Raw genomic sequence first — 23,834 nt, forward strand, 5'->3', positions numbered from 1 at the left:
CTTGCTAAAATATCAAACAATTTTTCTACTGTAAGGACTGCTCCCGTGTCAAATAACAAATCTCTTAGCTATAAAGATGCCGGTGTCGATATCGATGCAGGCAATGAACTGGTAAATCGCATTAAATCTGTTGTAAAAGAGACCAAACGTCCTGAGGTTATGGGTGGACTAGGTGGTTTTGGTGCATTATGTGCAATTCCGCAAAAATATAAGCAACCTATTTTAGTATCAGGTACTGATGGTGTTGGCACAAAATTACGTCTGGCAATGGATTTAAACCGCCATGAATCAATTGGTATTGATTTAGTTGCAATGTGCGTTAATGATTTGATTGTTCAAGGTGCGGAACCGTTATTCTTCTTAGATTACTATGCAACAGGTAAACTTAATGTTGATGTTGCAGCAACAGTCGTTACAGGTATCGCTGAAGGTTGTAAACAATCAGGCTGCGCTTTAGTTGGCGGTGAAACAGCCGAAATGCCGGGTATGTATCACGGTGATGATTATGACTTAGCCGGCTTTTGTGTTGGCGTAGTTGAAAAAGAAGAAATGATTGATGGAAGTAAAGTACAAGATGGCGACGCCTTAATTGCTCTTGCATCAAGTGGCGCCCACTCTAATGGCTACTCTTTAGTTCGAAAAATAATTGAAGTGAGTGGTGTAAATCCAGCTACTGAACAATTAGATGGAAAACCATTAGCTGATCATCTACTTGCTCCAACCAAAATTTATGTCAAATCTGTTCTCGATTTGATTTCCAAAATCGAAGTTCATGCAATTGCCCATATTACTGGTGGTGGCTTTTGGGAAAACATTCCTCGTGTTTTACCGGATAACACTCAAGCGATTATTGATGAATCAAGCTGGCAATGGCCGTCAATCTTCAATTGGTTACAACAAGCAGGTAATGTCAGTCGCCATGAAATGTATCGTACTTTCAACTGTGGCGTTGGTTTAATCATCGCTTTACCAAAACAGTTAGCTGACCAAGCCATCAATTTGCTTAATGAGCATGGTGAAAAAGCCTGGCTACTAGGTGAAATAAAAACATCATCATCAACTGAGCGTGTAATTATTAAATAATACTATTCGTTTATATTATCCAACCATTTGGATAATATAAACTTTTCATCCAATCAATACTATTGATACCACTCATTGGTAAACTTTCAAAAAATCTTCAACTTAAATAACTTGTTAAGTTAGCTTAATCATCAACTTTTGCAATTCGATTTACCAATGATAATTCGCTTGGTCATGATTAAAAACAGATAGTCATAACGGAAAAATTTAACACAAAAATAACTAAAAGCTATCTTACTTTCTGGTACAATAGTCAAAAAAATATAATAACTAAGTAATGTCATAAAACGATAAAATACAAGGTTTTTTAATGATCATATCAGATGCTAATAGTGCGGTGTCATCTGTCGCATATCGTGCAAACGAAGTCATTGCTATTTATCCAATTACACCGAGTTCATCAATGGCTGAGCAAGCCAGCACATGGGCAGAATTTAATAAGCCCAACGTATTTGGTGATACCCCAAAAGTAGTTGAGATGCAATCCGAAGCTGGCGCAATCTCGACCGTGCATGGCGCATTAATGACTGGCGCACTAGCAACATCATTTACCTCATCACAAGGTTTACTATTAATGATTCCTTCGCTATACAAAATAGCGGGAGAATTAACACCATTTGTTTTACACGTTGCTGCTCGTACCGTTGCAACTCATGCATTATCTATTTTTGGTGACCATTCAGATGTCATGTCAATCAGGCAAACTGGTTTCGCCATGCTTTGTTCTAGCTCAGTACAAGAAGCTCAAGATTTAGCGTTAATTTCACAAATAGCAACACTCAATAGTCGTATACCATTTGTCCACTTTTTTGATGGATTTAGAACCTCACATGAAGTCAATAAAATTTACCCAATCAGTGATGAACAAATTCGTAACTTACTACCTAATCAAGCTATTGAAGCTTTTCGTGCTCGCGCATTAACACCAGATAAGCCGGTAATACGCGGAACATCAGCTAATCCTGATACCTACTTCCAATGTCGTGAAGCCATTAATCCCTATTATGAAAATGCTTACAACCATGTTGTTGATGCGATGCAGGCATTTGAAAAAGAGACAGGTAGAAAATACCAGCCTTTCGAATATTATGGCGCAGAAGATGCGCAACGTATTATTGTTATTATGGGGTCGGGGGTCAGTACCACCAAAGAAGTGGTTGATCATCTAATCAAAAACGATGAAAAAGTTGGCGTAGTCATCGTCAGATTATTCCGCCCTTTTTCAGCAAAACATCTACTTGATATTATCCCTAAAACCGTGAAAAAAATCGCGGTGATGGATCGCACCAAAGAACCAGGCGCTCAAGCAGAACCACTTTATTTAGATGTAATGACAGCATTTGCTGAAAGTTTTTCTCGCGGTGAACGTAGTTATTTACCACAAATTATTGGTGGTCGTTATGGTCTATCTTCGAAAGAGTTCGATCCTCGCTCGGTATTAGCTATTTTTAATGAATTAGCTGTTGAGAAGCCAAAACCTCGATTTACTGTTGGTATTTACGATGACATAACTGGATTATCATTACCATTACCAGAACAATCAATACCACAAAAATCGGCACTTGAAGCATTATTTTATGGTTTGGGAAGTGATGGAACCGTATCTGCCACAAAAAATAATATTAAAATTATTGGTGATAACTCACCATTTTATGTTCAAGGTTATTTTGTTTATGACTCAAAAAAAGCAGGCGGTTTAACCACCTCTCATCTTAGAGTCAACCTCGAACCAATTGACTCACCGTATTTAATCACCAGTGCTCATTTTATTGGTTGTCATCAAGATCAGTTTATTGACAAGTATCAGATCGTTGAAAGATTGAAAGACGATGGAATCTTTTTACTTAATACGCCTTATAGTAAGGATGAAGTCTGGCATAGATTACCTAAAGAAGTGCAAGTTCAATTAATTAAGAAAAGAGCGCACTTTTATATTATCAACGCGGCTAAAATTGCTCGAGAATGTAACTTAGGGGCAAGAATAAACACCGTAATGCAAGCCGCTTTCTTCCATTTATCTGAAATATTTAAAAATGATTTCAGTATCACTCAACTGAAAGAAGTTATAGCCAAAAGTTATAGCAGTAAAGGGCAAGATATTGTTGAAAATAACTGGAAAGCACTTGATTTAGCCATCGCATCACTTGAACAAATTCCATTAAGTTGTGTTGATGAAAGTAGCCCATTGCGCCCATCAGTCGTACCAAGCAATGCGCCTGATTTTGTTAAAATGGTTACTGCAACAATGTTAGCCGGCTTAGGTGATACTTTACCCGTTTCGGCGTTCCCGCCCGATGGAACATGGCCAGTTGGTACCACCAAATGGGAAAAACGCAACATTGCGGAAGAAATTCCAATTTGGAAACCCGAACTTTGTACCCAATGTAACCATTGTGTAGTAGCTTGTCCTCATGCAGCTATTCGAGCCAAAGTGGTTAGTGAAATAGTTAATGCACCAGAATCGTTAAGCTCACTAGAAGTGAAAGCGCGAGATATGAAAGGTCAACGCTACGTATTACAAGTTGCGCCTGAAGATTGTACTGGATGTAATTTGTGTGTTGAAGTTTGTCCTTCACGTGACCGCAATAACTTTGATATCAAAGCTATCAATATGCAGTCGCGCATTGATAATCTTGAAACACAGCGAACTAATTACGAGTACTTTACTGCACTACCAGATCGTGAAATAAAAACCCTCGAACGTATAGATATACGCACATCGCAACTATTAACACCATTATTTGAATATTCTGGTGCATGTGCGGGTTGTGGTGAAACACCTTACATCAAATTATTAACGCAATTATATGGTGATCATCTCGCTATTGCTAATGCCACCGGTTGTTCATCAATTTATGGGGGTAACTTACCGTCAACACCATATACCACCGATCGCAATGGCCGAGGACCCGCATGGGCAAATTCATTATTTGAAGATAATGCCGAATTCGCCCTTGGCTATCGAATTACCTATAACCAACATAAAAAACGAGCATTACGTTTGTTGGAACATGTTGCAGGCGAAATTTCACCAGAAATTGTAATCAATTTACAATCGCCAGATCTTTCAATTGATGAAAAACGTACGCAAGTCAATTTACTGCGTCAACAATTAGCTCATTTAACCTCATCGGAAGCTAAAGAGCTAATACAAGATGCTGACTACTTAATTGATAAATCAGTATGGGCAATTGGTGGTGATGGTTGGGCATATGATATTGGGTTTGGTGGATTAGACCATGTAATGAGTCTCACTGAAAACGTAAATATCTTAGTTCTTGATACTCAATGCTACTCAAATACTGGTGGTCAACAATCGAAGGCTACACCAATGGGTGCTGTATCAAAATTTGCTGATTTAGGTAAAAATAAAGCCCGTAAAGATCTAGGTGTGAGTGTGATGATGTATGGTCACGTTTATGTGGCTCAAGTTGCCTTAGGCTCACAACTAAATCAAACCCTAAAAGCATTACAAGAAGCTGAAGCCTATAACGGCCCTTCTCTCGTTATTGCTTATAGTCCTTGTGAAGAACATGGTTATGATTTATCTAAATCTCATGAACAAATGAAAGATTTAGTAAAATCAGGTTTTTGGCCACTATACCGTTATGATCCTCGTCGTATGCAAGAAGGAAAACCGGGTCTAGTGCTAGACTCAAAAGCACCAAACAGTGAATCATTAACTGATGTGTTACTCAAAGAACAACGATTCCGTCGTTTAGAAACACTTGAGCCAGTGATTGCTAATACCTTGCATGAACAATCTGCAAAAATGGTTAATTCCAAATTTAAATTCTTGCAGATGCTAGCAACCTATTCCGATATAGAAACGCCAGCTGATAGCTAAATCTAAAAACGGATTAATTGGTTAAATTAATCCGTTTAATCTCTTTAATGAAGATCTAATTTTTGGGAATAAAAAAAACTCTCTAAATATAGAGAGTTTTTTATTATATTTATTAAACTTTTTTAACGACCAGTCACACGACGTGTCATCCAGTAATGTTTTTTCCAGTAATCTTCATTCAGATTTGAATAGATAACACCTTTTGAAGTTGAAGCATGTAAGAATTTACCATCTGCATAATAAATACCAACATGTAATCCGCTACGACTACGTCCAGTTTTGAAGAAGACTAAATCACCCGCTTTAGGCGTGGTAACTTTATAACCTAATTTAGCTTGTTCAGCAGCACTTCTTGGAAGGGTCTTTTGTAATCTATTTTTGTAGAAGTTCATAACTAAACCAGAACAATCACTACCAGCTAAAGTAGTACCACCATAACGGTAAGGTGTTCTCTTCCATTTTGAGTAGTGCTGTTCAATTTTGGCTAACATCACAGGATCAGATTTAACTGATACTTGGCTATGACTGCTACTACAACCAAATAATACGAATAATGATAAAATTAGTGAGCTTACTAATAATCGCTTTTTAACGCTACCGCAGCTGCTGCGCAACTTCGTTAATAATCGATTGTCTTTTCTTGTCATTTCTTCTTGTTCCTTTATTCAACGTAGACCACTGCGAATAACGTCTTGCTACCTTTAAACTTTTAGGTAAAACGCCTTTTTGCCACTTATTCTCATCAAGTTTAGACAACTTAATTGGGCTAAGGTTCGCGTGGCTGCGAAAATTTAAACTCTCTTTAAGCTGAACTAATCGTAAAGAAAGAAAACAAATGATCACATCATCAACACTTAGTTTACTAAATCCAGAAAGCTGATAGCGCATTCTCGATCCATAATGCTTAGCAGTTTGCATTAAACTACCAACGGCTGCACCTATTAACGCAGCTGAACCAAATGATAATCCACCAGTTGCTAAATCAATGCTAGCACCGATTGTAGCGCCTGACACAAAACCTTTGGTCAAGTGAACCCCCATCGTTTTTAATGCATCAAGATTAAACAAGTCTGCATTATAACGGCCTTTGATTAAAGGCAAATTCTCTTCACTCTCTTGAGTTGAATCGAATTGATAGAGCTTCAATAAATCATTAATTGCTTTCTGTTCACGTTTCCTGACTTTATTTTGCATGTCAGCGACAGCTTGCTTGTCATCAGATTTTGCCATTTCATAAAAAGCAGTCACATCAACTAATGCTTCTGCAATGATTTGGTTAGCTGTACGATTACGTGATTCACGAGTTTCAGCAATATTAACTAGCCAATTATCCAATATTTTTTTTGCTGGTTCAACCAATAACGCCAAGCTATTGTACAATTTTTCTTCACCGTCTAAGGGTGGAAAAACAGCGTTGAACCCAATGATAGCATGAATCCCCATTCTTGAAAGCAATCTTTTCCATTCCTTTTCATTCTGTTCCTCAGCTGAAATGAAGTTAAGTACTGCAAGAATCGGTTTATCGCTATTGGCTAAGATAGCTAATTCATCGTGATATTTAGGTAGAACGGGCTCTCGCACGTCGATCACATAGATAGCAGCATCACAATTTAACACCTGTCGGATTACTTTTGCTTCTTGATTGAAGAGGTTTTCAGCTTCTGGACTTTGTAAAAAAATCGTTAATTTATCGACTCCATCAAGCTTACTATTTGGCGATACAAGTTGATTGATATAGTCATAAAGCGCCAAACTGTCTTCAAATCCAGGTGTATCATAAAAAGTGATGTCGGTGTTATCCGCTAGTGGAAGTTTGATTGACTCTACATGTCTAGTAGTACCTGGCTTATCAGAAACATCACCAAAATGACTATCTCTTATTAATGCACGCAAAAGTGAAGTTTTACCAAAATTTGCATGTCCAACTATCGCTAATTTCAATGAAGTTATCATATTAATTATCCTGATCTAACCAACTAGGATTAGCTAACGGTAAAGATAATGATTGCCAATTATGTAATTGTTTACCTTGATTAATAAACCATATTCGACTTTGCTGTGATTTATTCATTAATTGTTGAACAAAATTTAATACCCCGCGATCTGGTGCTCGATCAGTATCGATTGCAATTAACACTTTATACGCTGGTTTTAATTGCAAAAGATCTAATATTGCATTTCGCTGCTCACGAGTATTTAAAAATCCGTAAAAATGCCCGTCATGCGGTGGATTCCAACTCTCATCTACATCCACAGCCACTAAATAGATCCCACTTCCTTCTTCAATCTGTGAGATTGGTAGTTGCCATTTAGGTTCGCCTAACTTATCTTCATCCACCATTTGGGTTAAAAGTGGCTGTAATTGTTGGGATAGGATTTGAAAGTCAGGATCATCCAAATTTAATTTAATTTTTCGGCTACTCACAATCCAAGCGATGCCACAAAAAGTCATTAATAGAAATCGAACGGCTAATCCATAACAGATAAAAACACCTAATAGCCAAATTGCCCAAGAAGAACGAATGTCACCCTCACTTAAAGCGTGTTCACTAAGCTTAATCACATCATCATTTGGAATCGGAAAACCAAACAAAGATGGAACATAACCTAAATAATGCGTTAACTTAATAATGGTATCAGAACTTAATAAAGTAGTTTTCCACTCAAAACTGTAGTGCTGAGTTGAAAATAACATCACTAAAACGAATAAAGCACTACATAAAATAACGACCCAAAAAAGATTCAGAACAAAACCAAGCAACCAACGGATTGAAGAACCAAATAAAGTGATAAAAGCCGGTACAAGCTGTTGCACGGTCTTTTTTTGATAAAGCTTTTGGGCTATCCATAACCAACAATGGATTAATAAACTACCACCAAAGCGAGAAAAGAAAAAAAATGAACCAATCCAAATAATGAGCGTAATAAAATGAACACCTAATAAGCACAATAGCGCCCAATACAAATTGATTGGATTTTGACTCAAAGCGCTAAATGTTAATGAACCACCTAAAAAAATCGAAATTAACAGTAATAAACAGAAAGAAATTTTAATAGAACGTAAAATAACCTTTTGCGCAGAATATAAACCATTTTGTTTAGACAGTATCGTTGCGCGGGTAATGATACGGTTAACCAAAGAGGTTGGCATAGCTTTAACTTGTCGATTAATATCTTGATCAGCAAATCGACCTGATTCGGATTCTATTAAATGGATGGTTTGAGTAAGCCACAAAGATTTTAGCTGTTCGCGCATTTAAATATCATCTTCACATTAATTAGTCGTCATAAAAGAAACGCGACCTAAGTCGCGTTAAAAAAATTGAATCATTTACTGGGTTATTTCACCAATTTTGCTTAAAAGGGTTTGAATACGTTGTTGCCAAACTTGTTGATCTTGTTTTAACTTCTCATTTTCGTCACGTAATGCTTTCATCTCATCTGAACTATCATTAATTAATTGTTCAAGTTCATGATTGCCTTGCTTTAATCTCGAAATCTCTTCTTTCAAGGTATTAATAGTGTTTACAGTGTTTTGAATTTTAGTTTCTAATTGATTCAATATTTCTAATGACATATTTTTCCTCAAGCTCAATTTATTTGGTGTATAATAAGGAGTATTATAACGAATTCATTCTGAAATCAACACCTTTTTAAATCTTAAGTTGGAGAAAATTATGCGAAAACCACTCGTAATGGGTAACTGGAAACTCAATGGAAGTATCGAAATGGCTAAAGACTTAGTTGCAGGACTAAGAGCTGAGCTATCAACTGAAGCAAATTGCGATATTGCAATTGCACCACCGACTGTGTACTTAGATTTCGTTAAACATCAATTAGGTGGCTCAACTATTCTTTTAGGCGCACAAGATGTTGGTGTTCATCTTTCAGGTGCTTATACTGGTGAAGTCTCAGCCACTATGTTAAAAGAAATCGGTGTGACTCACGTGATCATTGGTCACTCTGAACGTCGTACTTATCATAAAGAATCAGATGAATTTATCGCTCAAAAATTCGGCGTTTTAAAAGAAGCTGGACTCGTTCCTGTACTATGTATTGGTGAAACAGAAGCTGAAAACGAAGCAGGTCAAACTCAAGCAGTATGTGCTCGTCAAATTGATGCAGTAATTAATGCATTAGGTGTTCAAGCATTTAATGGTGCTGTAATTGCTTATGAACCAGTTTGGGCAATTGGGACTGGAAAATCTGCAACTCCAGCTCAAGCGCAAGCAGTACATAAATTTATTCGTGACCACATTGCAAAACAAGATGCCGCTGTCGCTAAACAAGTTATCATTCAATACGGTGGTTCTGTAAATGACAAAAATGCAGCAGAACTATTCACTCAACCAGATATTGATGGTGCATTAGTTGGTGGAGCTTCATTAAAAGCTGATGCTTTTGCAGCGATTGTTAGAGCAGCAGAACAAGCTAAAAAATAAGCATTAAAATAAAAAAGACGCCTATAAAAGGCGTCTTCTCTTTAACTAAATAAAATTTTGTAACTTATTTTTTAACCTTATTTTCATACCTAGATGGCCAAATTTTCTCAACAGGCACTTGCAAATATTCAGAGATAATACGTTCATATTTAGGACAATGACGATATAAAGCATTACGTAAAGTATCAGCCTGTAAACCACTTGATCGTGAAAGCGCCCTTAAATTTCCGCCTCGAATTTTAATTTCACCTACAACTCTTGATGGTGTCCAGTCTTGATCTTGTTCTCTCATTATGAGATCCTCTATTGGTTAAATTTTTTGCTATTGTAAAGATTATCGGTGTTACGATTCTAGATCGATAAAAAGTTACCGGCAAAGAATAGCACATAAAAAAACGAATTAAAACAATAAAAACAAAAAAACAGCCACAAATGGAATAAAATATAATGGAAACGAAAGAAAAAAAACCTAAAACCAAAGAAAAAACACGAACTTTTAACGATACTTGTGTTGAAACTTTTAAAAACCGATTAACGCTCCTATTAGAAGGTCGTTCAGGCAATGCATTTGCCAGAAGTGTTGGTATGTCCGAAGCGGTAATCCGTGATTACTTAAGTGGAAAAACCTATCCATCACTCAGTCGATTAGCTACTATCGCAGATAAATGCGATGTATCAATTGAATGGTTAGCAACAGGTAAAGGTGAATGTCGCTTACTACCTGAAACGCTAAGCCGAGGTACAGTGAATGTTCCGTTTCTTAATAAGAACGAAACTATTAACGCATTCACAATTTTAGATACGATCCCATTTGATCTCACCTTAACTAAACATCAAGGTTGTGAAGCAGATGATCTTGCTGCGGTTTGGGCTAAAGGTGATTGTATGGAACCAACTATATCCAACCATGATATAGTCATTATTAATACAGCAAATAATAAACCAGTTGATGGTTTCCTTTATACTGTACAATATGATGATCAAATTACTATCAAACGAATTCAAAATCAAGGTTCAAATCTGTTATTGATTTCAGACAACCCAAAATACCCGACTATTACGAAAGCTAAAAATGAGCAAAAAGATTTTAAAATAATTGGTCATGTAATCTATTTATTGAAAAATCTCAATTAATATTGCCATTGTGCTTTTTTTATTTTTACTCCATTGATGCAAATCAATGGAGTTTTTTATCACTTGATATTGCATTTTTTTCTGCGAACAACTTTGTAATAAAAATGTCATTAACAAAATTAAGCAATCTAATCACATTCCATACAGCATAACCTTATACATTTAGCCTTAATTATGCTAAAATCACCACAAAATTTTTGCCCATTAATTTAGTTATTATGCCAAATGTAAACACTCGAAAAAAAGTCGTTGTCGGCATGTCTGGCGGCGTAGATTCTTCCGTTTCTGCTTATTTATTACAACAACAAGGCTATGATGTTGTTGGTCTATTTATGAAAAATTGGGAAGAAGATGACACAGAAGAATATTGCTCTGCAGCTATCGACCTCGCTGATGCTCAAGCAGTCTGTGACAAATTAAATATCAAACTCCATACCATCAACTTTGCTGCAGAATATTGGGACAATGTCTTTGAACATTTTTTATCTGAATACAAAGCAGGCCGAACGCCGAATCCAGATATTTTATGTAACAAAGAGATCAAATTTAAAGCATTTCTCGAATATGCAGCAGAAGATTTAAATGCCGATTATATTGCAACAGGTCATTATGTCCGTAAACGCGAAAATGGTGACAAGGTTGAATTACTCCGAGGAATCGACAACAACAAAGATCAGAGTTATTTTTTATATACGCTTAGTGAAGACCAAATTCGTCAAAGTTTATTTCCTGTTGGCGAACTTGAAAAACCACAAGTAAGAAAGATAGCAGAGCAACTTGGCTTAGCAACCGCAGCCAAAAAAGACTCAACAGGTATCTGTTTTATCGGAGAACGAAAATTCAGTGACTTCTTAGCGCGTTATTTACCTGCACAATCAGGCGTTATTCGAACCGTAAATGGTGAAGTTATTGGTCAACACCAAGGATTAATGTACCACACATTAGGTCAACGCAAAGGGCTTGGCATTGGTGGTCTAAAACAAGCCGACGACACTCCATGGTACGTAGTTGATAAAGATATTAAAAATAACGAATTAATTGTTGCTCAAGGTCATGACCATCCAGCACTATTTTCAAATGGTTTAATTGCCCAACAACTGCACTGGGTTGATCGTAAAATTGTTACCCAACCATTTCATTGCACAGTTAAAACGCGCTATCGTCAACAAGATATCTCTTGTTGTGTTACACCACTAGGTGAAGATAAAATTGAAGTCATGTTTGACAAACCTGTTGCAGCTGTCACACCAGGACAATCAGCAGTGTTTTATCAAAATGAAGTTTGCCTTGGCGGTGGAATTATCGAGGAACGAATTATAAGCAGTAAGGAGCATTAAAGTGAACAATAAATATCATCATATTGCAATAGCTCTTGCCGGCGCGACACAAAGCGCAACACTTATCCCCCAGCTTGCTAATACTGGGGTTTGTAATACGACAATTTATCAAGTATCGATAAAAAGCATATTCAACACATCACCAAAAACCACTGATGATGTTTATGATGGTATAAACAATATCAAAACAGGGTTAGAAACACTAATTACCCTACTCTCCTCTAACCAAAAACAACATGTTGAACTGATTCGTTACCTTTTTGGTACCTTAAGTATTACCAGCAAATTATTAAAAAATAATGAAGCGTTAGATAAAATAGATCAACGTTTACAACGAATATCAGGCCTATATCCTGAAATGAATAATGAAACAATCGACAATCATATTGACGATCTCTCTTATTCATTAGCTGGAATCTATTCTGATATCATCAGCCCGTTAGCAACAAAAATCAAAGTGGTAGGTAAAGCTGAATATCTACAAAATTCATTAGTTCAAGCCAAAGTCAGATCTTCACTATTGAGTTGTGTTCGCTCGGCCATTTTATGGTATCAAGTTGGAGGAAGTCGCTTCCAATTCCTATTAAGTCGCAAACGAATAGCTAATGCAGCGCAAGAGTTATTAAAAGAAATTAATCAACAAAGTTATTAAATTAAAAAATAGCAACGGAGTAAAACCGATGGAATTATCTGCTCTAACCGCCCTATCACCAATTGATGGTCGTTATGGTGACAAAACAACAGAATTACGCACAATTTTTAGTGAATATGGTTTATTAAAATATCGCGTTCAAGTTGAAGTACGTTGGCTACAAAAATTAGCTAGCCAAGCAGATATTCTGGAGGTCCCAGCTTTAAGTGAGCTTGCCACTAAACATCTTAACCAAATTGTAGAAAACTTTGATGAACAAGATGCACTACGCATTAAAACCATCGAAAAAACCACAAACCATGATGTTAAAGCGGTTGAATATTTCCTAAAAGAGAAAGTAAACAGTAACGAAGAGCTACAAGCTATTAACGAATTTATCCACTTTGCCTGTACCTCAGAAGATATTAACAATCTATCTTACGCATTAATGCTAAAAACAGCGCGAGATACAGTAATCGTTCCTTATTGGAATAAATTGATTGATATTATCACCGCTCAAGCTAAAGCTTATCGTGACCTTCCATTGCTATCAAGAACGCACGGACAACCCGCTACACCATCTACCATTGGTAAAGAGTTTGCTAATGTAGCCTACCGTTTAAAAAGACAACTTAAACAACTACAGTCAATTGAAATACTAGGTAAAATCAATGGGGCGACAGGTAACTATAATGCACACATGGTGGCTTACCCACAAATCAATTGGCACAAATTTAGTGAAGAATTTGTCACATCATTGGGATTACAATGGAATCCATATACCACGCAAATTGAACCACATGATTATATTGCCGAATATTTTGATTGTGTTGCACGTTTCAATACCATCATGATCGACTTTGATCGTGATGTTTGGGGTTATATTGCACTAAATCATTTCAAACAAAAAACCATCGCTGGCGAGATCGGCTCTTCAACCATGCCACACAAAGTGAACCCAATTGATTTTGAAAACTCTGAAGGTAACTTAGGTATAGCTAACGCTATTATGAGTCACTTGGGTAGCAAACTACCTATTTCTCGTTGGCAACGAGATTTAACTGACTCAACAGTATTACGTAACCTTGGTGTAGGTATTGGTTATGCGATCATCGCTTATCAATCGACCCTAAAAGGCTTAAATAAGCTTGAAGTCAATCAAGAATATCTACTTGAAGAGCTTAACCGTAATTGGGAAGTGCTAGCCGAACCAATTCAAACCGTAATGCGCCGTTATGGTATCGAAAAACCATACGAAAAATTAAAAGAACTCACTCGCGGTAAACGTGTTGATGCACAAGGAATGCAACAATTCATTGACTCGTTAGCTTTACCTGAACATGAAAAAGCACGATTAAAACAATTAACACCGGCAAATTATATTGGTTATGCAATTCGTTTTGTCGATGAACTTTAAGCGGCACATTTAAACAGTAAAAAAATAAAAATGTCTTCATGCCTAAAGCGCTCAAGACTTTAGGCAAATCGACTCAAGAGTTAAAGAAAAGATAAACAAAGATTTGAAAGGAATGGAAACACCATTGAAAATTCGCATCGCCACTCGTAAAAGCCCCTTAGCACTTTGGCAGGCTAACTATGTAAAAGAACAACTGACAGCTATCCATAGCGATCTGACTGTGGAACTGCTTCCTATGGTAACCAAAGGTGATGTGCTTTTAGATAGTCCACTGTCAAAAATTGGTGGAAAAGGATTATTTGTAAAACAACTAGAGCAAGCCATATTAAACAACGAAGCTGATATTGCTGTTCACTCAATAAAAGATATTCCCGCCCAATTCCCGGAGGGACTAACCCTATCAACCATCTGCCAACGCGATGACGTACGTGATGCACTCATATCAAACCAATATCAAAGCTTGGACGATTTACCGCAAGGCGCCATTGTAGGCACCTCAAGTCTAAGACGCCAATGTCAATTGCGAGCAAAATATCCACATCTCATTATAAAAGATTTACGAGGAAATGTAGGCTCTCGTCTAGCGAAATTAGACGATCAACAATACGATGCAATCATCCTCGCTGCTGTCGGTTTAAAGCGATTAGGATTACAAGAACGAATCAAACAATATATAACAACAGATTTAATCTTACCGGCGGTTGGGCAAGGTGCGGTTGGCATTGAAACTCGATCAAATGATGACACGATTCTTAAATTACTTGCACCTCTAGACGATAAAAACAGCCGAATTTGTATCCAAGCAGAAAGAGCAATGAATCAAGCCTTACAAGGTGGTTGCCAAGTGCCAATCGCCTGCTATAGTCAATTAACGAATGATTTATTAACTTTAACCGGGTTAGTTGGTAGTATTGATGGGAGCAAAATCATTAAAGCGACGCTAACCAAATCAGCAACCGAGCCTGAAACCTTAGGTCAACAACTGGCATCAGAATTGTTAGCCAAAGGAGCTGATAAAATTTTAGCGGAAATAATTGATTGATGATTTATATTACTCGCCCTTCCCCCGAAGGGGATAAGCTAACCCAGCAATTAAATCAAGCAAATATTCCGGCAACCCATCTCCCATTATTCAAAATCTTAGCAGGTCACGGACTAAATAACCTTCAACAACAGCTCAACCAACTTGCGCCATCAGATATCGTAATTGTGGTATCGCCACAAGTCAGCTATATGATAAAAGAACATCAACCTAATCTAAGCTTTCCTAAACATCTACGCTATTTTGCCATTGGCAAAAAGTCAGCTCTATTGTTTAGTCAACAAGCTGACGTTCACGTTGATTATCCAAGTGAGGAACATAGTGAGGGATTATTACCACTATTGACTGACTTGCAAGGCCGTTCCGTTTTAATTTTGTGTGGAAACAATGGACGGCAATTTCTCTCTCAAGAGTTGCAACAAAAAGCAAACGTGACCTCAATACAATGTTATTTTCGTCAACCAATTCAATATCCAGCCCACATACTAACTGATGATATTGCTCAACAAATCCTACTCGTAACAAGTGTCGATCACCTACTCCAACTTGACACATATTGCCAAAATAAACATAAATATGAAGCACAATTGGTGGTAACTAGCCCACGGATATTCGAAAAAGCCAAGCAACTAAATTGGCATAACGTTTTACAAATTGTTAGCGCAAATAATGAATTTTTATTTAAAACAATGATAACTCTATGTCATAATGCGGAAAATATTTCTCAAAAATCTAAATGAGGTAATTTATGCCATCTAGATATTATGGTGCCAATGCAACACTATCAAACATCAGCACCACTTCATTTAGCCAAATAAAAAAGACAGAAGCGAATAATATGATGAATATAAATAAAAAAGAGCCAAAACCTTCTAGTCCTCAACCTGAGCCATCAGTCAATACGCTAAAAGCGCCAGTATCAAAACTCTCAATACTCGCCATCGGATTAACAGTTTGCTTAGGTGGATTGATCTATTTTCAAGGTTATAAACAGCTCCAAAACCAAACACATGAAATCTCAACGCTACAAGCTGAAATTGCCAATTTAAAACAAAATACCAAAGCAAGTATCATTAAAGATCTTCAAAGTAATATTGATGATGCCATCAATAAACAAAACCAACAGTTTTCATTATTAACACAACGCGTTGACCGTCAATTAAGCGACAACCAGAAAGCTCAGCAGCAACTTACTGAACAAGTTAATGATACCAATAAATTAAACGAGCAAAACCTAAATAGCCTAAACGAACGTTTAGCAGCCGTATCGACTCTGGATAACAACGTTTGGCTCATCTCGCAAGCAAACTACCTAGTGCATTTAGCGGGAAGAAAAATCTGGAGCGATCAAGACTACACCAGTGCCCGTTTATTACTCAAAAGTGCAGATGAAAGCTTAGCGAAAACAAATGATCCAAGCTTACTCCCTGCTCGACAAGCCATCACCAAAGATATTAACTCACTATCTCAAGTCACTTTTGTTGACGCTGATGGCATAATCCTAAAATTACTTGGTTTAACTGAATCAATAACAGAATTACCATTAGTTGGAAACTATAAAGATATCGATCTGGGCATGAATCAATATGACGATACTCTTGCTAACAACGCCAATACTTCAGCAGATAATGTCACCCATTCAACAGATGATTGGTCAGATAATTTACTTGCTAATGCTTCAACATTTATGGATAAATTCATCAAAATTGAAAAATTAGATGTAAAAGATAACCATTTTTCTGAGTGCCTAGACAAAGCTGGAAGTGACGAAAAGCAAATTGTTAAATGCCAGATCCTAAAAACACCACTTAGTGCAGAACAATCACTTTACCTGCGCGAAAATATCCGTTTCCGTCTATTAATTGCTGCTCAAGCAGTACCAAGACATCAAGAACTCATTTATCAACAAGCACTAAATGATACCGCAATTTGGGTCAATGCGTATTTTGATGGTAATGCCCCAAGCGTAAAAGCATTCATAGATGAGCTTGAAAACTTACAAAACCAACCAATCAGTAACCAAAACATACCTGATAAACTCGACAGCATTACTGAACTTGAAAAATTAATGCAAACCCGTGTTAAATCGATATTAGGTAAATAGGAGAATAATAATGTTCAAAATACTCATTATATTCCTAGTGTTAGTTGGTGGATTTTTCCTTGGGCCATTGTTTGAAGGCCACCAAGGTTCTGCGGTATTTGAAGTTGCCAAATATCGTATCAGCATGTCATTTAACTCATTTATGATATTGCAAATCATTGGCTTGCTCTGCCTATACCTAATCTATAAATTATTCTCTAAAATCTTCAATACCAAATTGGGTAATTGGTTTAGATTACGATCGCCAAAAAAATCAATTAAACGTATTGAACAAGCGCAATTTTATTTATTAGAAGGTGATTACCGACAAGCAGCAAAACTATTTATGAAAAGTGCCAAAGGAGCAAAAAGTTCGACACTATCTTACTTACTTGCTGCTCAAGCACAAATTGATGATGACCAACTTATCGCCGCTAATCAATCTTTAGAGCAAGCAGCTAAAAGTTGTCAACCAAATGAATTATTTGCTTTTCAGCTTGTACAAATTCGGTTACAAATCAAAAATCATGAATATAGCTCAGCTAAAATCACAATCGAAAAACTGCTAAACGAAAAACCGCGTAACATTGAGCTCCTAAAATTAGCAGACCAGCTATATTACGAATCACAAGATTATCAAGCGGTGATAGAACTGTTACCGATCTTATACAAAACCAAAGCTTACCCTGATTCGCAACTCGATCAGTTCAAACAAGCGGCTTATATTGGTCGTATAAAACAGTTATCTACGGATATTGATCCTTTAGCTTTAATAAAATGGTGGAAAAAACAACCAAAATCTATCATTAACAATCTTGCCAATCAAAAAGCAATGGCCAACTACCTAACTCAATTAGGTCAAACCGCCGAAGCTGAAAGACTAAAAAGAAACATCATGCGATTAGAGCAAAAAGAACAATGTTGACATAAAAAAACAGGGCAATCGCCCTGTTTTTTATTTATCGCTAGAGAATAAAATACCGAATCAAAGCCATACAACTCATACCAGTAATCACCACCCACATCAGGTTTCGTGTCAATACTGCCACGATAATAGTTGGCACAGCGGCTAAACAATATTCCAAATTAAAAGAAGGAAACTCACCTTGCTTAACAATAAACAAATTTTGCACAAATAGCGCAGTTAAAATACAGATAGGCACATAAGATAGAAAACGAATCACGATTTCAGGCAATTGCAATTTTCTAACTAATAAAAATGGAATAACTCGCGGTAACCAAGTCACCACACCACTCCCCAAAATAATCAACAAACTATACAAACTCATGCTTTACGCTCCACAATAATACCCATAAAGCAGCCAGCAAAAGTACTAAATAATATTGCCATTTCTGACGATACAAATCGCAATAAAAAGACCAGCACCACAGTTACGGTTAACATTGCAATAATCAGATTTCTAATGGTTTTTGTTTTATCACCAGTTAACTGCAAATATAATAAACCAATAAACATCGCAACTAATGCATAATCTAAACCAAACTGAGCAGGATTCGGCAACCACTCGCCAATCAATGCACCAACTAAACAGGATAATATCCACGCCAAATAAGCAGTAACATTCAGCCCATGCATCCAAGGCGGATTGATCGGCGTTTTATTAGCAATGGCATTCATCGCAACCGCAAAACTCTCATCGGTTAATAAGCTACCAATCCCAATATTATTTAAAAGCGAAAAACGCCGAAAAGCAGGTGCAGTAGCCATACTCATCAAAAAATGGCGTGAATTAACCAAAAAAACAGTAAATATCACAGCCGAAATCGGAGTTGCTACAATCATTAAACCCGTGATGATAAATTGCGATGCACCCGCATAAATGATAGCAGCCATCAAGGTGATTTCTAACACTGACAAATTAGAGGCTTTACCTACTACACCCGCAGCGATACCAATTCCAATATACCCCAATAAGGTGGGAATACAGGCGCGCACACCATCTTCAAACGTTAATGACATCTTTCATTCCTTACAAACTGATATCTTGAATAATTATAATAATAAAGATTAGATTGCAGACAATTAATTAGACTAAAAACAATAAGCCGCATTTTATAATCAAACTTTGCTATAATAGAGTATAACAACGCTCTATTAAAACTATTTATTATATTACGGTAAAATTATTTATGTATACAGGCACTTTATTTATCATTTCAGCACCAAGTGGTGCAGGCAAATCAAGCCTGATTCGCGCCTATTTGGCACAAACTAATCACCATCCGGCTAAAGTTTCAATCTCTCATACAACCAGAAACCCAAGACCGGGCGAAAAACAAGGTGAACACTACTATTTTGTAGACAATCAAGAATTTGAATCACTTATAAAACAAAATGCCTTTGTTGAATATGCTCACGTCTTTGACCACTACTATGGCACATCCAAAGCTGAAATCGAACAATCATTACAGCAAGGAATAAATGTCTTTCTTGATATCGATTGGCAAGGTGCACAGCAAGTACGACAGCAAATGCCTGAATCAAAAAGCATCTTCATTTTACCTCCATCACTAAAAGAGCTTGAAAATCGACTGATTAAACGAGGCCAAGACGACGCGAATATCATCAGCAAAAGAATGCACAAAGCTCAATCTGAAATATCGCATTATAACGAATATGACTACATCATAATAAATGATGATTTTGATGAATCATTAACAGCACTTAATGCCATTATGACAACAGCGAGTCTTGAGCAAGCAAAACAAACCATCACACACCAACAACTTATTGATGACCTGCTTGCACCAAAATATTAATAGATTTGAAAAAAATATCGCCGAAAAATCGGCGATATAACGTATTAATTACCTAACGCTTCAGACGCTTGGCTATTTTGAATTAACTCAAGTTTATAACCATCGGGATCTTCAACAAAAGCAATAATCGTCTTACCACCTTTAACCGGCCCCGCCTCACGAGTCACACGACCACCCGCTTGACGAACGTCTTCGCACATCTTAGCCACATCATCAACCCCAATAGCAATATGACCAAACGCCGTACCATGATCATATTTATCCGTCCCCCAATTATAGGTCAACTCAATCACCGAACTTTCAGACTCATCACTATAACCAACAAAAGCAAGCGAGTATTGATATTCAGGATTCTCACTTGTTCTAAGCAACTTCATTCCCATTATACGAGTATAAAAATCAATTGAACGTTTTAGATCACCGACGCGGATCATAGTATGTAAAATACGCATTGCAGTACTGTTCCTTATTACAATTAAACATCTAACTTGAGTTTATCTATTTGCACCAAACCAAGCAAATTTTTATGCTGACAAAATAATCAATTAAGAGAATTTAAAAATAGGTAAAATGGGAAAAAAGGAAAAAATGGAAGAAAAAAAAATGCCTTCACGAATCATACAATAAGTGAAGGCGAACAAATCAGTAAGATTTGAAAAGGAACCTTTAATATCTTGAATTATATTTTGGTGCTGCACTAATACGTTTACCGTTAGAGATCAGTTTCACTTTTTGACCAGGGTAAAACTGCTTAGCATCACCTTTTTGAACAATAACAATCGTTGAACCTTTATCTTGTTTGATTTCTAATTCAACCGCTGCAGCTTGGCTTGCTTTGTTTTCGATAGCATCACCTAAAATTGCACCACCTACAGCACCGGTAGCTGCAGCTAAAATTCGCCCAGTACCATTACCAATTGTATTACCTAATACTCCCCCGATGACTGCGCCGCCTAAAGGACCCGCAACATTGCCACCATTTTTGCCATCAGAGTTAGCTTGAATCTTCACAGCTCTTACAGCAACAACTGTACCATAACTTACTTGTTGAACTTGCTTAGCTTGATCGGTTGTATAAACATCGCCAGAATAAATATCACTATTACTGCACCCAGATAAAATTGCTGCTAGTATAGTTAATGTGACGATTTTTTTCATAATTTATTCCTCATATATTGAGTATAAAATTTTATACCTCTAATAGCATAATATTCTTTTGCAAAAACGACAACATCATTTTCACAATTTTATCATTTGATAATACAAATTATAATCAACTTAGGTTATACTCAGCTCAATAGTTAATCTACCATACAATAAGTACATGAAACGGTTATTTTTTCCTTTAATATTATCAGTTATGATAACTGCCTGTCATGATGAAAATCAAAAAGCAACGACGAAAAATGAAACCGTCACTCATCAATCTAAGCTTGATTGTATGAATGACAAACCGAATTTAAATCTTGACGCCATCGCAGCTGATGGTTGTCCAGTAAAATAATTTTATAGGCAAAATAACAGCATGAAAACTATCGAAATCGACGAAGAACTTTATAACTTTATCGCAGGCCAAACTAAATATATCGGTGAAGATGCCTCAAGTATTTTAAGACGATTATTAAAGTTTAACCAATTGTCAGCAATCGAAATTGCCCCATCAGAACTCATTGAAAACAATTATTCAGTTATTGAAAACCTGATTAAAAGTGAAAGATTTACTAAAGAAAGATCCACCATCAGTCGATTTTTAATGGTATTAAACGCGCTATACAACTACAACTCTGCACTATTCTCCATTGCAGCGACCTCACTCCATGGTAGAAAGCGTCAATACCTAGCAAAAGACCCAACAGCACTCGAAACCTCAGGTAAAAACACCAAACCACGAGAAATCATTGGCACCCCATACTGGGTCATTAGCAACACCAATACTGCTCGTAAAATACTCATTATAGAATCGATTATGAGCGACATGGGAATATCAGAAAGCATGATAAACCAAGTGACTCATGTATTCTCACCATCAAGTAAATAAAAATTCACTCAATGAACACAAAAGTGAATAAAACGAATTGTGAAAGAGGAGTAAAAAATGGATAAGCCAAGTCGTGCGGGATTGTTAGCGCAACCGACAGACCTAATAAATGTCGAAACATTAAAAAACAATTACTACCAAATCAAACCAGATACAGACAATATCAGCCAACTGGTCATCTTTGGTACATCGGGTCACCGTGGTAGCTCAAACAAAGGTACCTTTAACGAAGCTCATATTCTAGCCATTGCACAAGCGGTGGCGGAATACCGCAAAGCTAACAACATCACTGGTCCTTGCTTTATTGGCCAAGATTCCCACGCCTTATCCGAACTTGCGCTAAAATCCGTATTAGAAGTCTTTATTGCTAACGAACAAACCGTAGTCATCGCTCAAAACTGGGGTTACACACCAACGCCAGTAATATCGCACGCCATCTTAACCTACAATAAACAATCACAATTAGCTGACGGCATCGTTATCACGCCATCACACAACCCACCTGAAGATGGAGGAATCAAATACAACCCAACTAACGGCGGGCCTGCTGATACTGACATCACCAAACAGATCGAAAATCGCGCTAACGAACTACTCAAAGCCAACCTAAATGGTGTCAAACGTGTCACGATCGAAAAAGCGATAAAATCTGACTACCTGCATACTAAAGAATATGAAACCGATTATGTTAATGACCTACAAAACATCATCGATCTATCGCTTATCAAATCATCATCACTCAAAATTGGGGTTGACCCGCTGGGTGGCGCCTGTATTACCTATTGGCCACGCATTGCTGAAAAATATGGCCTAAACCTTGAAATCGTCAACAACAAAATCGACCCAACATTTAGCTTTATGCATCTTGACCATGATGAAATTATCCGCATGGATTGCTCAAGCCGTTGGGCAATGGCAGGATTACTAAATCTAAAAGACAAATTCGATCTAGCCTTTGGCAACGACACCGATGCTGACCGCCACGGTATCGTCACCCCAAAAGGACTAATGAACCCAAATGCCTACTTATCAACCTGTGTAAACTACCTATTCCAAAATCGCCCACAATGGCACAAAGATATCGCAATCGGTAAAACACTTGTAACCAGCTCAATGATCGACCGCGTAGCTAACAGCTTAAACAAAAAATACCTTGAATATCCGGTTGGTTTCAAATGGTATGCTGATGGACTCTATCACGGCAAACTCGGATTTGCTGGTGAAGAAAGCGCTGGCGGATCATTTTTAAGAACCAACGGCAAAGTCTGGACAACTGATAAAGATGGCATCATCTTATGTCTGCTTGCTGCAGAAATGACGGCCAAAATTGGCAAAAACCCACAAGAACAATATCAAGAGCTTGAAGACAAATTTGGTGTCTCATACTATGGACGCATTCAAGCTTCGGCTACATTTGCTGAAAAACAAAAACTGGCCAAACTTGATGCAAGCCAATTAACCACAGACAAACTAGCCGGTGAAGAAATAACCCAATGCCTCACCACCGCGCCAGCAAATAATGCGCCAATTGGTGGATTAAAAGTGATCACCGAAAACGGCTGGTTTGCAGCTCGCCCATCGGGAACAGAAGACGCATATAAAATCTATGCCGAAAGCTTTATCAGCAACGAACACCTTGCCACCTTACAGCAAGAAGCACAACAAATAGTGGCAAAAGCAATAAAATAAAAAGCAGATAAGTTAACGGATAAACGGGGTAATAAGGCTAAATATAATTATTTTTTAGCCCCAAAAACCCCGTTCCTCAACTTTTTTTGATGCAAAAAAACAGCTACTAAAAAGCGCTACAGTTTAAAGCAGAATTATTTATTTAAGACAACATTGCAAAGTAGAATTTAGAACCCAAAAACCCCGCTCCTCAACTTTTTTTCGATAAAAAACTTAAAAAAATACCCTACTAGTTGAGGTGGATGATTTACCTTTAACATCAAGCTCTACGTAAAAAATGCTGACCTTATTTATAGCCTTTTTTCTATCA

The 23,834-nt window shown here is 37.1% G+C and carries 24 protein-coding genes; 15 read left to right on the forward strand and 9 right to left on the reverse strand.

Annotated features, from left to right (window positions below):
* Positions 1 to 45: 45 nt before the first annotated feature.
* Positions 46 to 1,083, forward strand: coding sequence for a phosphoribosylformylglycinamidine cyclo-ligase (purM, locus tag J3U27_RS08370; RefSeq protein WP_267377245.1), 1,038 nt, complete (start codon positions 46 to 48; stop codon positions 1,081 to 1,083).
* A 310-nt stretch (positions 1,084 to 1,393) separates the two neighbouring features.
* Entirely contained in the window at positions 1,394 to 4,930 is a 3,537-nt protein-coding gene (gene nifJ / locus J3U27_RS08375; protein ID WP_267377246.1) for a pyruvate:ferredoxin (flavodoxin) oxidoreductase, read from the forward strand.
* Positions 4,931 to 5,052: 122 nt separating this feature from the next.
* Here the strand turns inward: nifJ and J3U27_RS08380 are convergent, their stop codons facing one another.
* The 4 genes from J3U27_RS08380 to zapB all read right to left on the reverse strand — a co-directional run bounded on the left by J3U27_RS08380 (position 5,053) and on the right by zapB (position 8,507).
* Complete coding sequence (locus J3U27_RS08380; protein ID WP_081299493.1) at positions 5,053 to 5,577, reverse strand: C40 family peptidase; 525 nt, start codon at positions 5,575 to 5,577, stop codon at positions 5,053 to 5,055.
* A complete protein-coding gene (locus J3U27_RS08385; protein WP_065733948.1) occupies positions 5,525 to 6,883 on the reverse strand; it encodes a DUF3482 domain-containing protein in 1,359 nt (452 codons plus the stop codon). Before J3U27_RS08385 ends, J3U27_RS08380 begins: the two co-directional genes overlap by 53 nt.
* Before the next feature lies 1 nt (position 6,884).
* The gene (locus J3U27_RS08390) at positions 6,885 to 8,186 is read right to left on the reverse strand and encodes a DUF2868 domain-containing protein (protein ID WP_267377247.1); all 1,302 of its coding nucleotides are present in this window, start codon (positions 8,184 to 8,186) and stop codon (positions 6,885 to 6,887) included.
* A gap of 75 nt (positions 8,187 to 8,261) precedes the next feature.
* Entirely contained in the window at positions 8,262 to 8,507 is a 246-nt protein-coding gene (zapB, locus tag J3U27_RS08395) for a cell division protein ZapB (RefSeq protein WP_065562652.1), read from the reverse strand.
* Positions 8,508 to 8,607: 100 nt separating this feature from the next.
* Between zapB and tpiA the strand changes: the two genes are divergently transcribed.
* A complete protein-coding gene (tpiA, locus tag J3U27_RS08400) occupies positions 8,608 to 9,372 on the forward strand; it encodes a triose-phosphate isomerase (RefSeq protein ID WP_065733946.1) in 765 nt (254 codons plus the stop codon).
* 64 nt (positions 9,373 to 9,436) lie between these two features.
* Here the strand turns inward: tpiA and J3U27_RS08405 are convergent, their stop codons facing one another.
* Positions 9,437 to 9,664: a helix-turn-helix domain-containing protein gene (locus tag J3U27_RS08405; protein WP_065562654.1), complete on the reverse strand. Its 228-nt coding sequence runs from the start codon at positions 9,662 to 9,664 to the stop codon at positions 9,437 to 9,439.
* A gap of 155 nt (positions 9,665 to 9,819) precedes the next feature.
* Between J3U27_RS08405 and J3U27_RS08410 the strand changes: the two genes are divergently transcribed.
* From J3U27_RS08410 to J3U27_RS08445, 8 genes are all read left to right on the forward strand, one after another.
* On the forward strand, positions 9,820 to 10,506 hold the full coding sequence (locus J3U27_RS08410; protein ID WP_065733945.1) for a LexA family transcriptional regulator: 687 nt from the start codon (positions 9,820 to 9,822) through the stop codon (positions 10,504 to 10,506).
* Between the two features lie 218 nt (positions 10,507 to 10,724).
* The gene (gene mnmA, locus J3U27_RS08415) at positions 10,725 to 11,843 is read left to right on the forward strand and encodes a tRNA 2-thiouridine(34) synthase MnmA (RefSeq protein ID WP_267330713.1); all 1,119 of its coding nucleotides are present in this window, start codon (positions 10,725 to 10,727) and stop codon (positions 11,841 to 11,843) included.
* Between the two features lies 1 nt (position 11,844).
* Positions 11,845 to 12,495, forward strand: a complete 651-nt coding sequence (gene hflD / locus J3U27_RS08420; RefSeq protein ID WP_065733943.1) for a high frequency lysogenization protein HflD — start codon at positions 11,845 to 11,847, stop codon at positions 12,493 to 12,495.
* A gap of 28 nt (positions 12,496 to 12,523) precedes the next feature.
* Positions 12,524 to 13,891 (forward strand): adenylosuccinate lyase, encoded by a 1,368-nt coding sequence (purB, locus tag J3U27_RS08425; protein ID WP_267330711.1) that lies wholly within the window; start codon positions 12,524 to 12,526, stop codon positions 13,889 to 13,891.
* A gap of 112 nt (positions 13,892 to 14,003) precedes the next feature.
* Positions 14,004 to 14,933, forward strand: coding sequence for a hydroxymethylbilane synthase (gene hemC, locus J3U27_RS08430; RefSeq protein WP_065562659.1), 930 nt, complete (start codon positions 14,004 to 14,006; stop codon positions 14,931 to 14,933).
* Positions 14,933 to 15,673, forward strand: coding sequence for a uroporphyrinogen-III synthase (locus J3U27_RS08435; RefSeq protein ID WP_267377271.1), 741 nt, complete (start codon positions 14,933 to 14,935; stop codon positions 15,671 to 15,673). Before hemC ends, J3U27_RS08435 begins: the two co-directional genes overlap by 1 nt.
* A gap of 8 nt (positions 15,674 to 15,681) precedes the next feature.
* Positions 15,682 to 17,037 (forward strand): uroporphyrinogen-III C-methyltransferase, encoded by a 1,356-nt coding sequence (locus J3U27_RS08440; RefSeq protein ID WP_267377248.1) that lies wholly within the window; start codon positions 15,682 to 15,684, stop codon positions 17,035 to 17,037.
* A 10-nt stretch (positions 17,038 to 17,047) separates the two neighbouring features.
* Positions 17,048 to 17,941, forward strand: a complete 894-nt coding sequence (locus tag J3U27_RS08445; RefSeq protein ID WP_065562662.1) for a heme biosynthesis HemY N-terminal domain-containing protein — start codon at positions 17,048 to 17,050, stop codon at positions 17,939 to 17,941.
* A 40-nt stretch (positions 17,942 to 17,981) separates the two neighbouring features.
* Here J3U27_RS08445 and J3U27_RS08450 read toward each other — a convergent pair whose 3' ends face one another.
* Positions 17,982 to 18,305, reverse strand: a complete 324-nt coding sequence (locus tag J3U27_RS08450) for an AzlD domain-containing protein (protein WP_267337767.1) — start codon at positions 18,303 to 18,305, stop codon at positions 17,982 to 17,984.
* Positions 18,302 to 18,997: an AzlC family ABC transporter permease gene (locus J3U27_RS08455; protein ID WP_267330708.1), complete on the reverse strand. Its 696-nt coding sequence runs from the start codon at positions 18,995 to 18,997 to the stop codon at positions 18,302 to 18,304. Before J3U27_RS08455 ends, J3U27_RS08450 begins: the two co-directional genes overlap by 4 nt.
* A gap of 170 nt (positions 18,998 to 19,167) precedes the next feature.
* Between J3U27_RS08455 and gmk the strand changes: the two genes are divergently transcribed.
* Positions 19,168 to 19,797 carry a guanylate kinase gene (gene gmk, locus J3U27_RS08460; RefSeq protein ID WP_267330707.1) on the forward strand — a complete coding sequence of 210 codons (630 nt, stop codon included), beginning with the start codon at positions 19,168 to 19,170 and terminating at the stop codon, positions 19,795 to 19,797.
* Between the two features lie 44 nt (positions 19,798 to 19,841).
* Here the strand turns inward: gmk and gloA are convergent, their stop codons facing one another.
* Positions 19,842 to 20,249, reverse strand: a complete 408-nt coding sequence (gloA, locus tag J3U27_RS08465; protein ID WP_255561379.1) for a lactoylglutathione lyase — start codon at positions 20,247 to 20,249, stop codon at positions 19,842 to 19,844.
* A 214-nt stretch (positions 20,250 to 20,463) separates the two neighbouring features.
* Positions 20,464 to 20,958, reverse strand: coding sequence for a glycine zipper 2TM domain-containing protein (locus J3U27_RS08470; protein ID WP_065733935.1), 495 nt, complete (start codon positions 20,956 to 20,958; stop codon positions 20,464 to 20,466).
* Between the two features lie 163 nt (positions 20,959 to 21,121).
* Between J3U27_RS08470 and J3U27_RS08475 the strand changes: the two genes are divergently transcribed.
* The 3 genes from J3U27_RS08475 to pgm are packed head-to-tail and all read left to right on the forward strand — an operon-like array spanning position 21,122 to position 23,524.
* Complete coding sequence (locus J3U27_RS08475; RefSeq protein ID WP_065733934.1) at positions 21,122 to 21,301, forward strand: hypothetical protein; 180 nt, start codon at positions 21,122 to 21,124, stop codon at positions 21,299 to 21,301.
* A gap of 21 nt (positions 21,302 to 21,322) precedes the next feature.
* Positions 21,323 to 21,835: a hypothetical protein gene (locus tag J3U27_RS08480; RefSeq protein WP_267337766.1), complete on the forward strand. Its 513-nt coding sequence runs from the start codon at positions 21,323 to 21,325 to the stop codon at positions 21,833 to 21,835.
* A 57-nt stretch (positions 21,836 to 21,892) separates the two neighbouring features.
* Complete coding sequence (gene pgm / locus J3U27_RS08485) at positions 21,893 to 23,524, forward strand: phosphoglucomutase (alpha-D-glucose-1,6-bisphosphate-dependent) (RefSeq protein ID WP_267377249.1); 1,632 nt, start codon at positions 21,893 to 21,895, stop codon at positions 23,522 to 23,524.
* Positions 23,525 to 23,834 lie beyond the last annotated feature (310 nt).

It is taken from the genome of Gilliamella sp. B2911 (assembly GCF_026536965.1).
Classification (GTDB): Bacteria; Pseudomonadota; Gammaproteobacteria; order Enterobacterales; family Orbaceae; genus Gilliamella; species Gilliamella apicola_E.

Bases quoted from the DNA above. Each gene is read 5' to 3' on its own strand.
- nifJ (WP_267377246.1), top strand. From the start codon at position 1,394: ATGATCATATCAGATGCTAATAGTGCGGTGTCATCTGTCGCATATCGT.
- J3U27_RS08380 (WP_081299493.1), bottom strand. From the start codon at position 5,577: ATGACAAGAAAAGACAATCGATTATTAACGAAGTTGCGCAGCAGCTGC.
- J3U27_RS08385 (WP_065733948.1), bottom strand. From the start codon at position 6,883: ATGATAACTTCATTGAAATTAGCGATAGTTGGACATGCAAATTTTGGT.
- J3U27_RS08390 (WP_267377247.1), bottom strand. From the start codon at position 8,186: ATGCGCGAACAGCTAAAATCTTTGTGGCTTACTCAAACCATCCATTTA.
- zapB (WP_065562652.1), bottom strand. From the start codon at position 8,507: ATGTCATTAGAAATATTGAATCAATTAGAAACTAAAATTCAAAACACT.
- tpiA (WP_065733946.1), top strand. From the start codon at position 8,608: ATGCGAAAACCACTCGTAATGGGTAACTGGAAACTCAATGGAAGTATC.
- J3U27_RS08405 (WP_065562654.1), bottom strand. From the start codon at position 9,664: ATGAGAGAACAAGATCAAGACTGGACACCATCAAGAGTTGTAGGTGAA.
- J3U27_RS08410 (WP_065733945.1), top strand. From the start codon at position 9,820: ATGGAAACGAAAGAAAAAAAACCTAAAACCAAAGAAAAAACACGAACT.
- mnmA (WP_267330713.1), top strand. From the start codon at position 10,725: ATGCCAAATGTAAACACTCGAAAAAAAGTCGTTGTCGGCATGTCTGGC.
- purB (WP_267330711.1), top strand. From the start codon at position 12,524: ATGGAATTATCTGCTCTAACCGCCCTATCACCAATTGATGGTCGTTAT.
- hemC (WP_065562659.1), top strand. From the start codon at position 14,004: ATGGAAACACCATTGAAAATTCGCATCGCCACTCGTAAAAGCCCCTTA.
- J3U27_RS08435 (WP_267377271.1), top strand. From the start codon at position 14,933: ATGATTTATATTACTCGCCCTTCCCCCGAAGGGGATAAGCTAACCCAG.
- J3U27_RS08440 (WP_267377248.1), top strand. From the start codon at position 15,682: ATGCCATCTAGATATTATGGTGCCAATGCAACACTATCAAACATCAGC.
- J3U27_RS08445 (WP_065562662.1), top strand. From the start codon at position 17,048: ATGTTCAAAATACTCATTATATTCCTAGTGTTAGTTGGTGGATTTTTC.
- J3U27_RS08450 (WP_267337767.1), bottom strand. From the start codon at position 18,305: ATGAGTTTGTATAGTTTGTTGATTATTTTGGGGAGTGGTGTGGTGACT.
- J3U27_RS08455 (WP_267330708.1), bottom strand. From the start codon at position 18,997: ATGTCATTAACGTTTGAAGATGGTGTGCGCGCCTGTATTCCCACCTTA.
- gmk (WP_267330707.1), top strand. From the start codon at position 19,168: ATGTATACAGGCACTTTATTTATCATTTCAGCACCAAGTGGTGCAGGC.
- gloA (WP_255561379.1), bottom strand. From the start codon at position 20,249: ATGCGTATTTTACATACTATGATCCGCGTCGGTGATCTAAAACGTTCA.
- J3U27_RS08475 (WP_065733934.1), top strand. From the start codon at position 21,122: ATGAAACGGTTATTTTTTCCTTTAATATTATCAGTTATGATAACTGCC.
- J3U27_RS08480 (WP_267337766.1), top strand. From the start codon at position 21,323: ATGAAAACTATCGAAATCGACGAAGAACTTTATAACTTTATCGCAGGC.
- pgm (WP_267377249.1), top strand. From the start codon at position 21,893: ATGGATAAGCCAAGTCGTGCGGGATTGTTAGCGCAACCGACAGACCTA.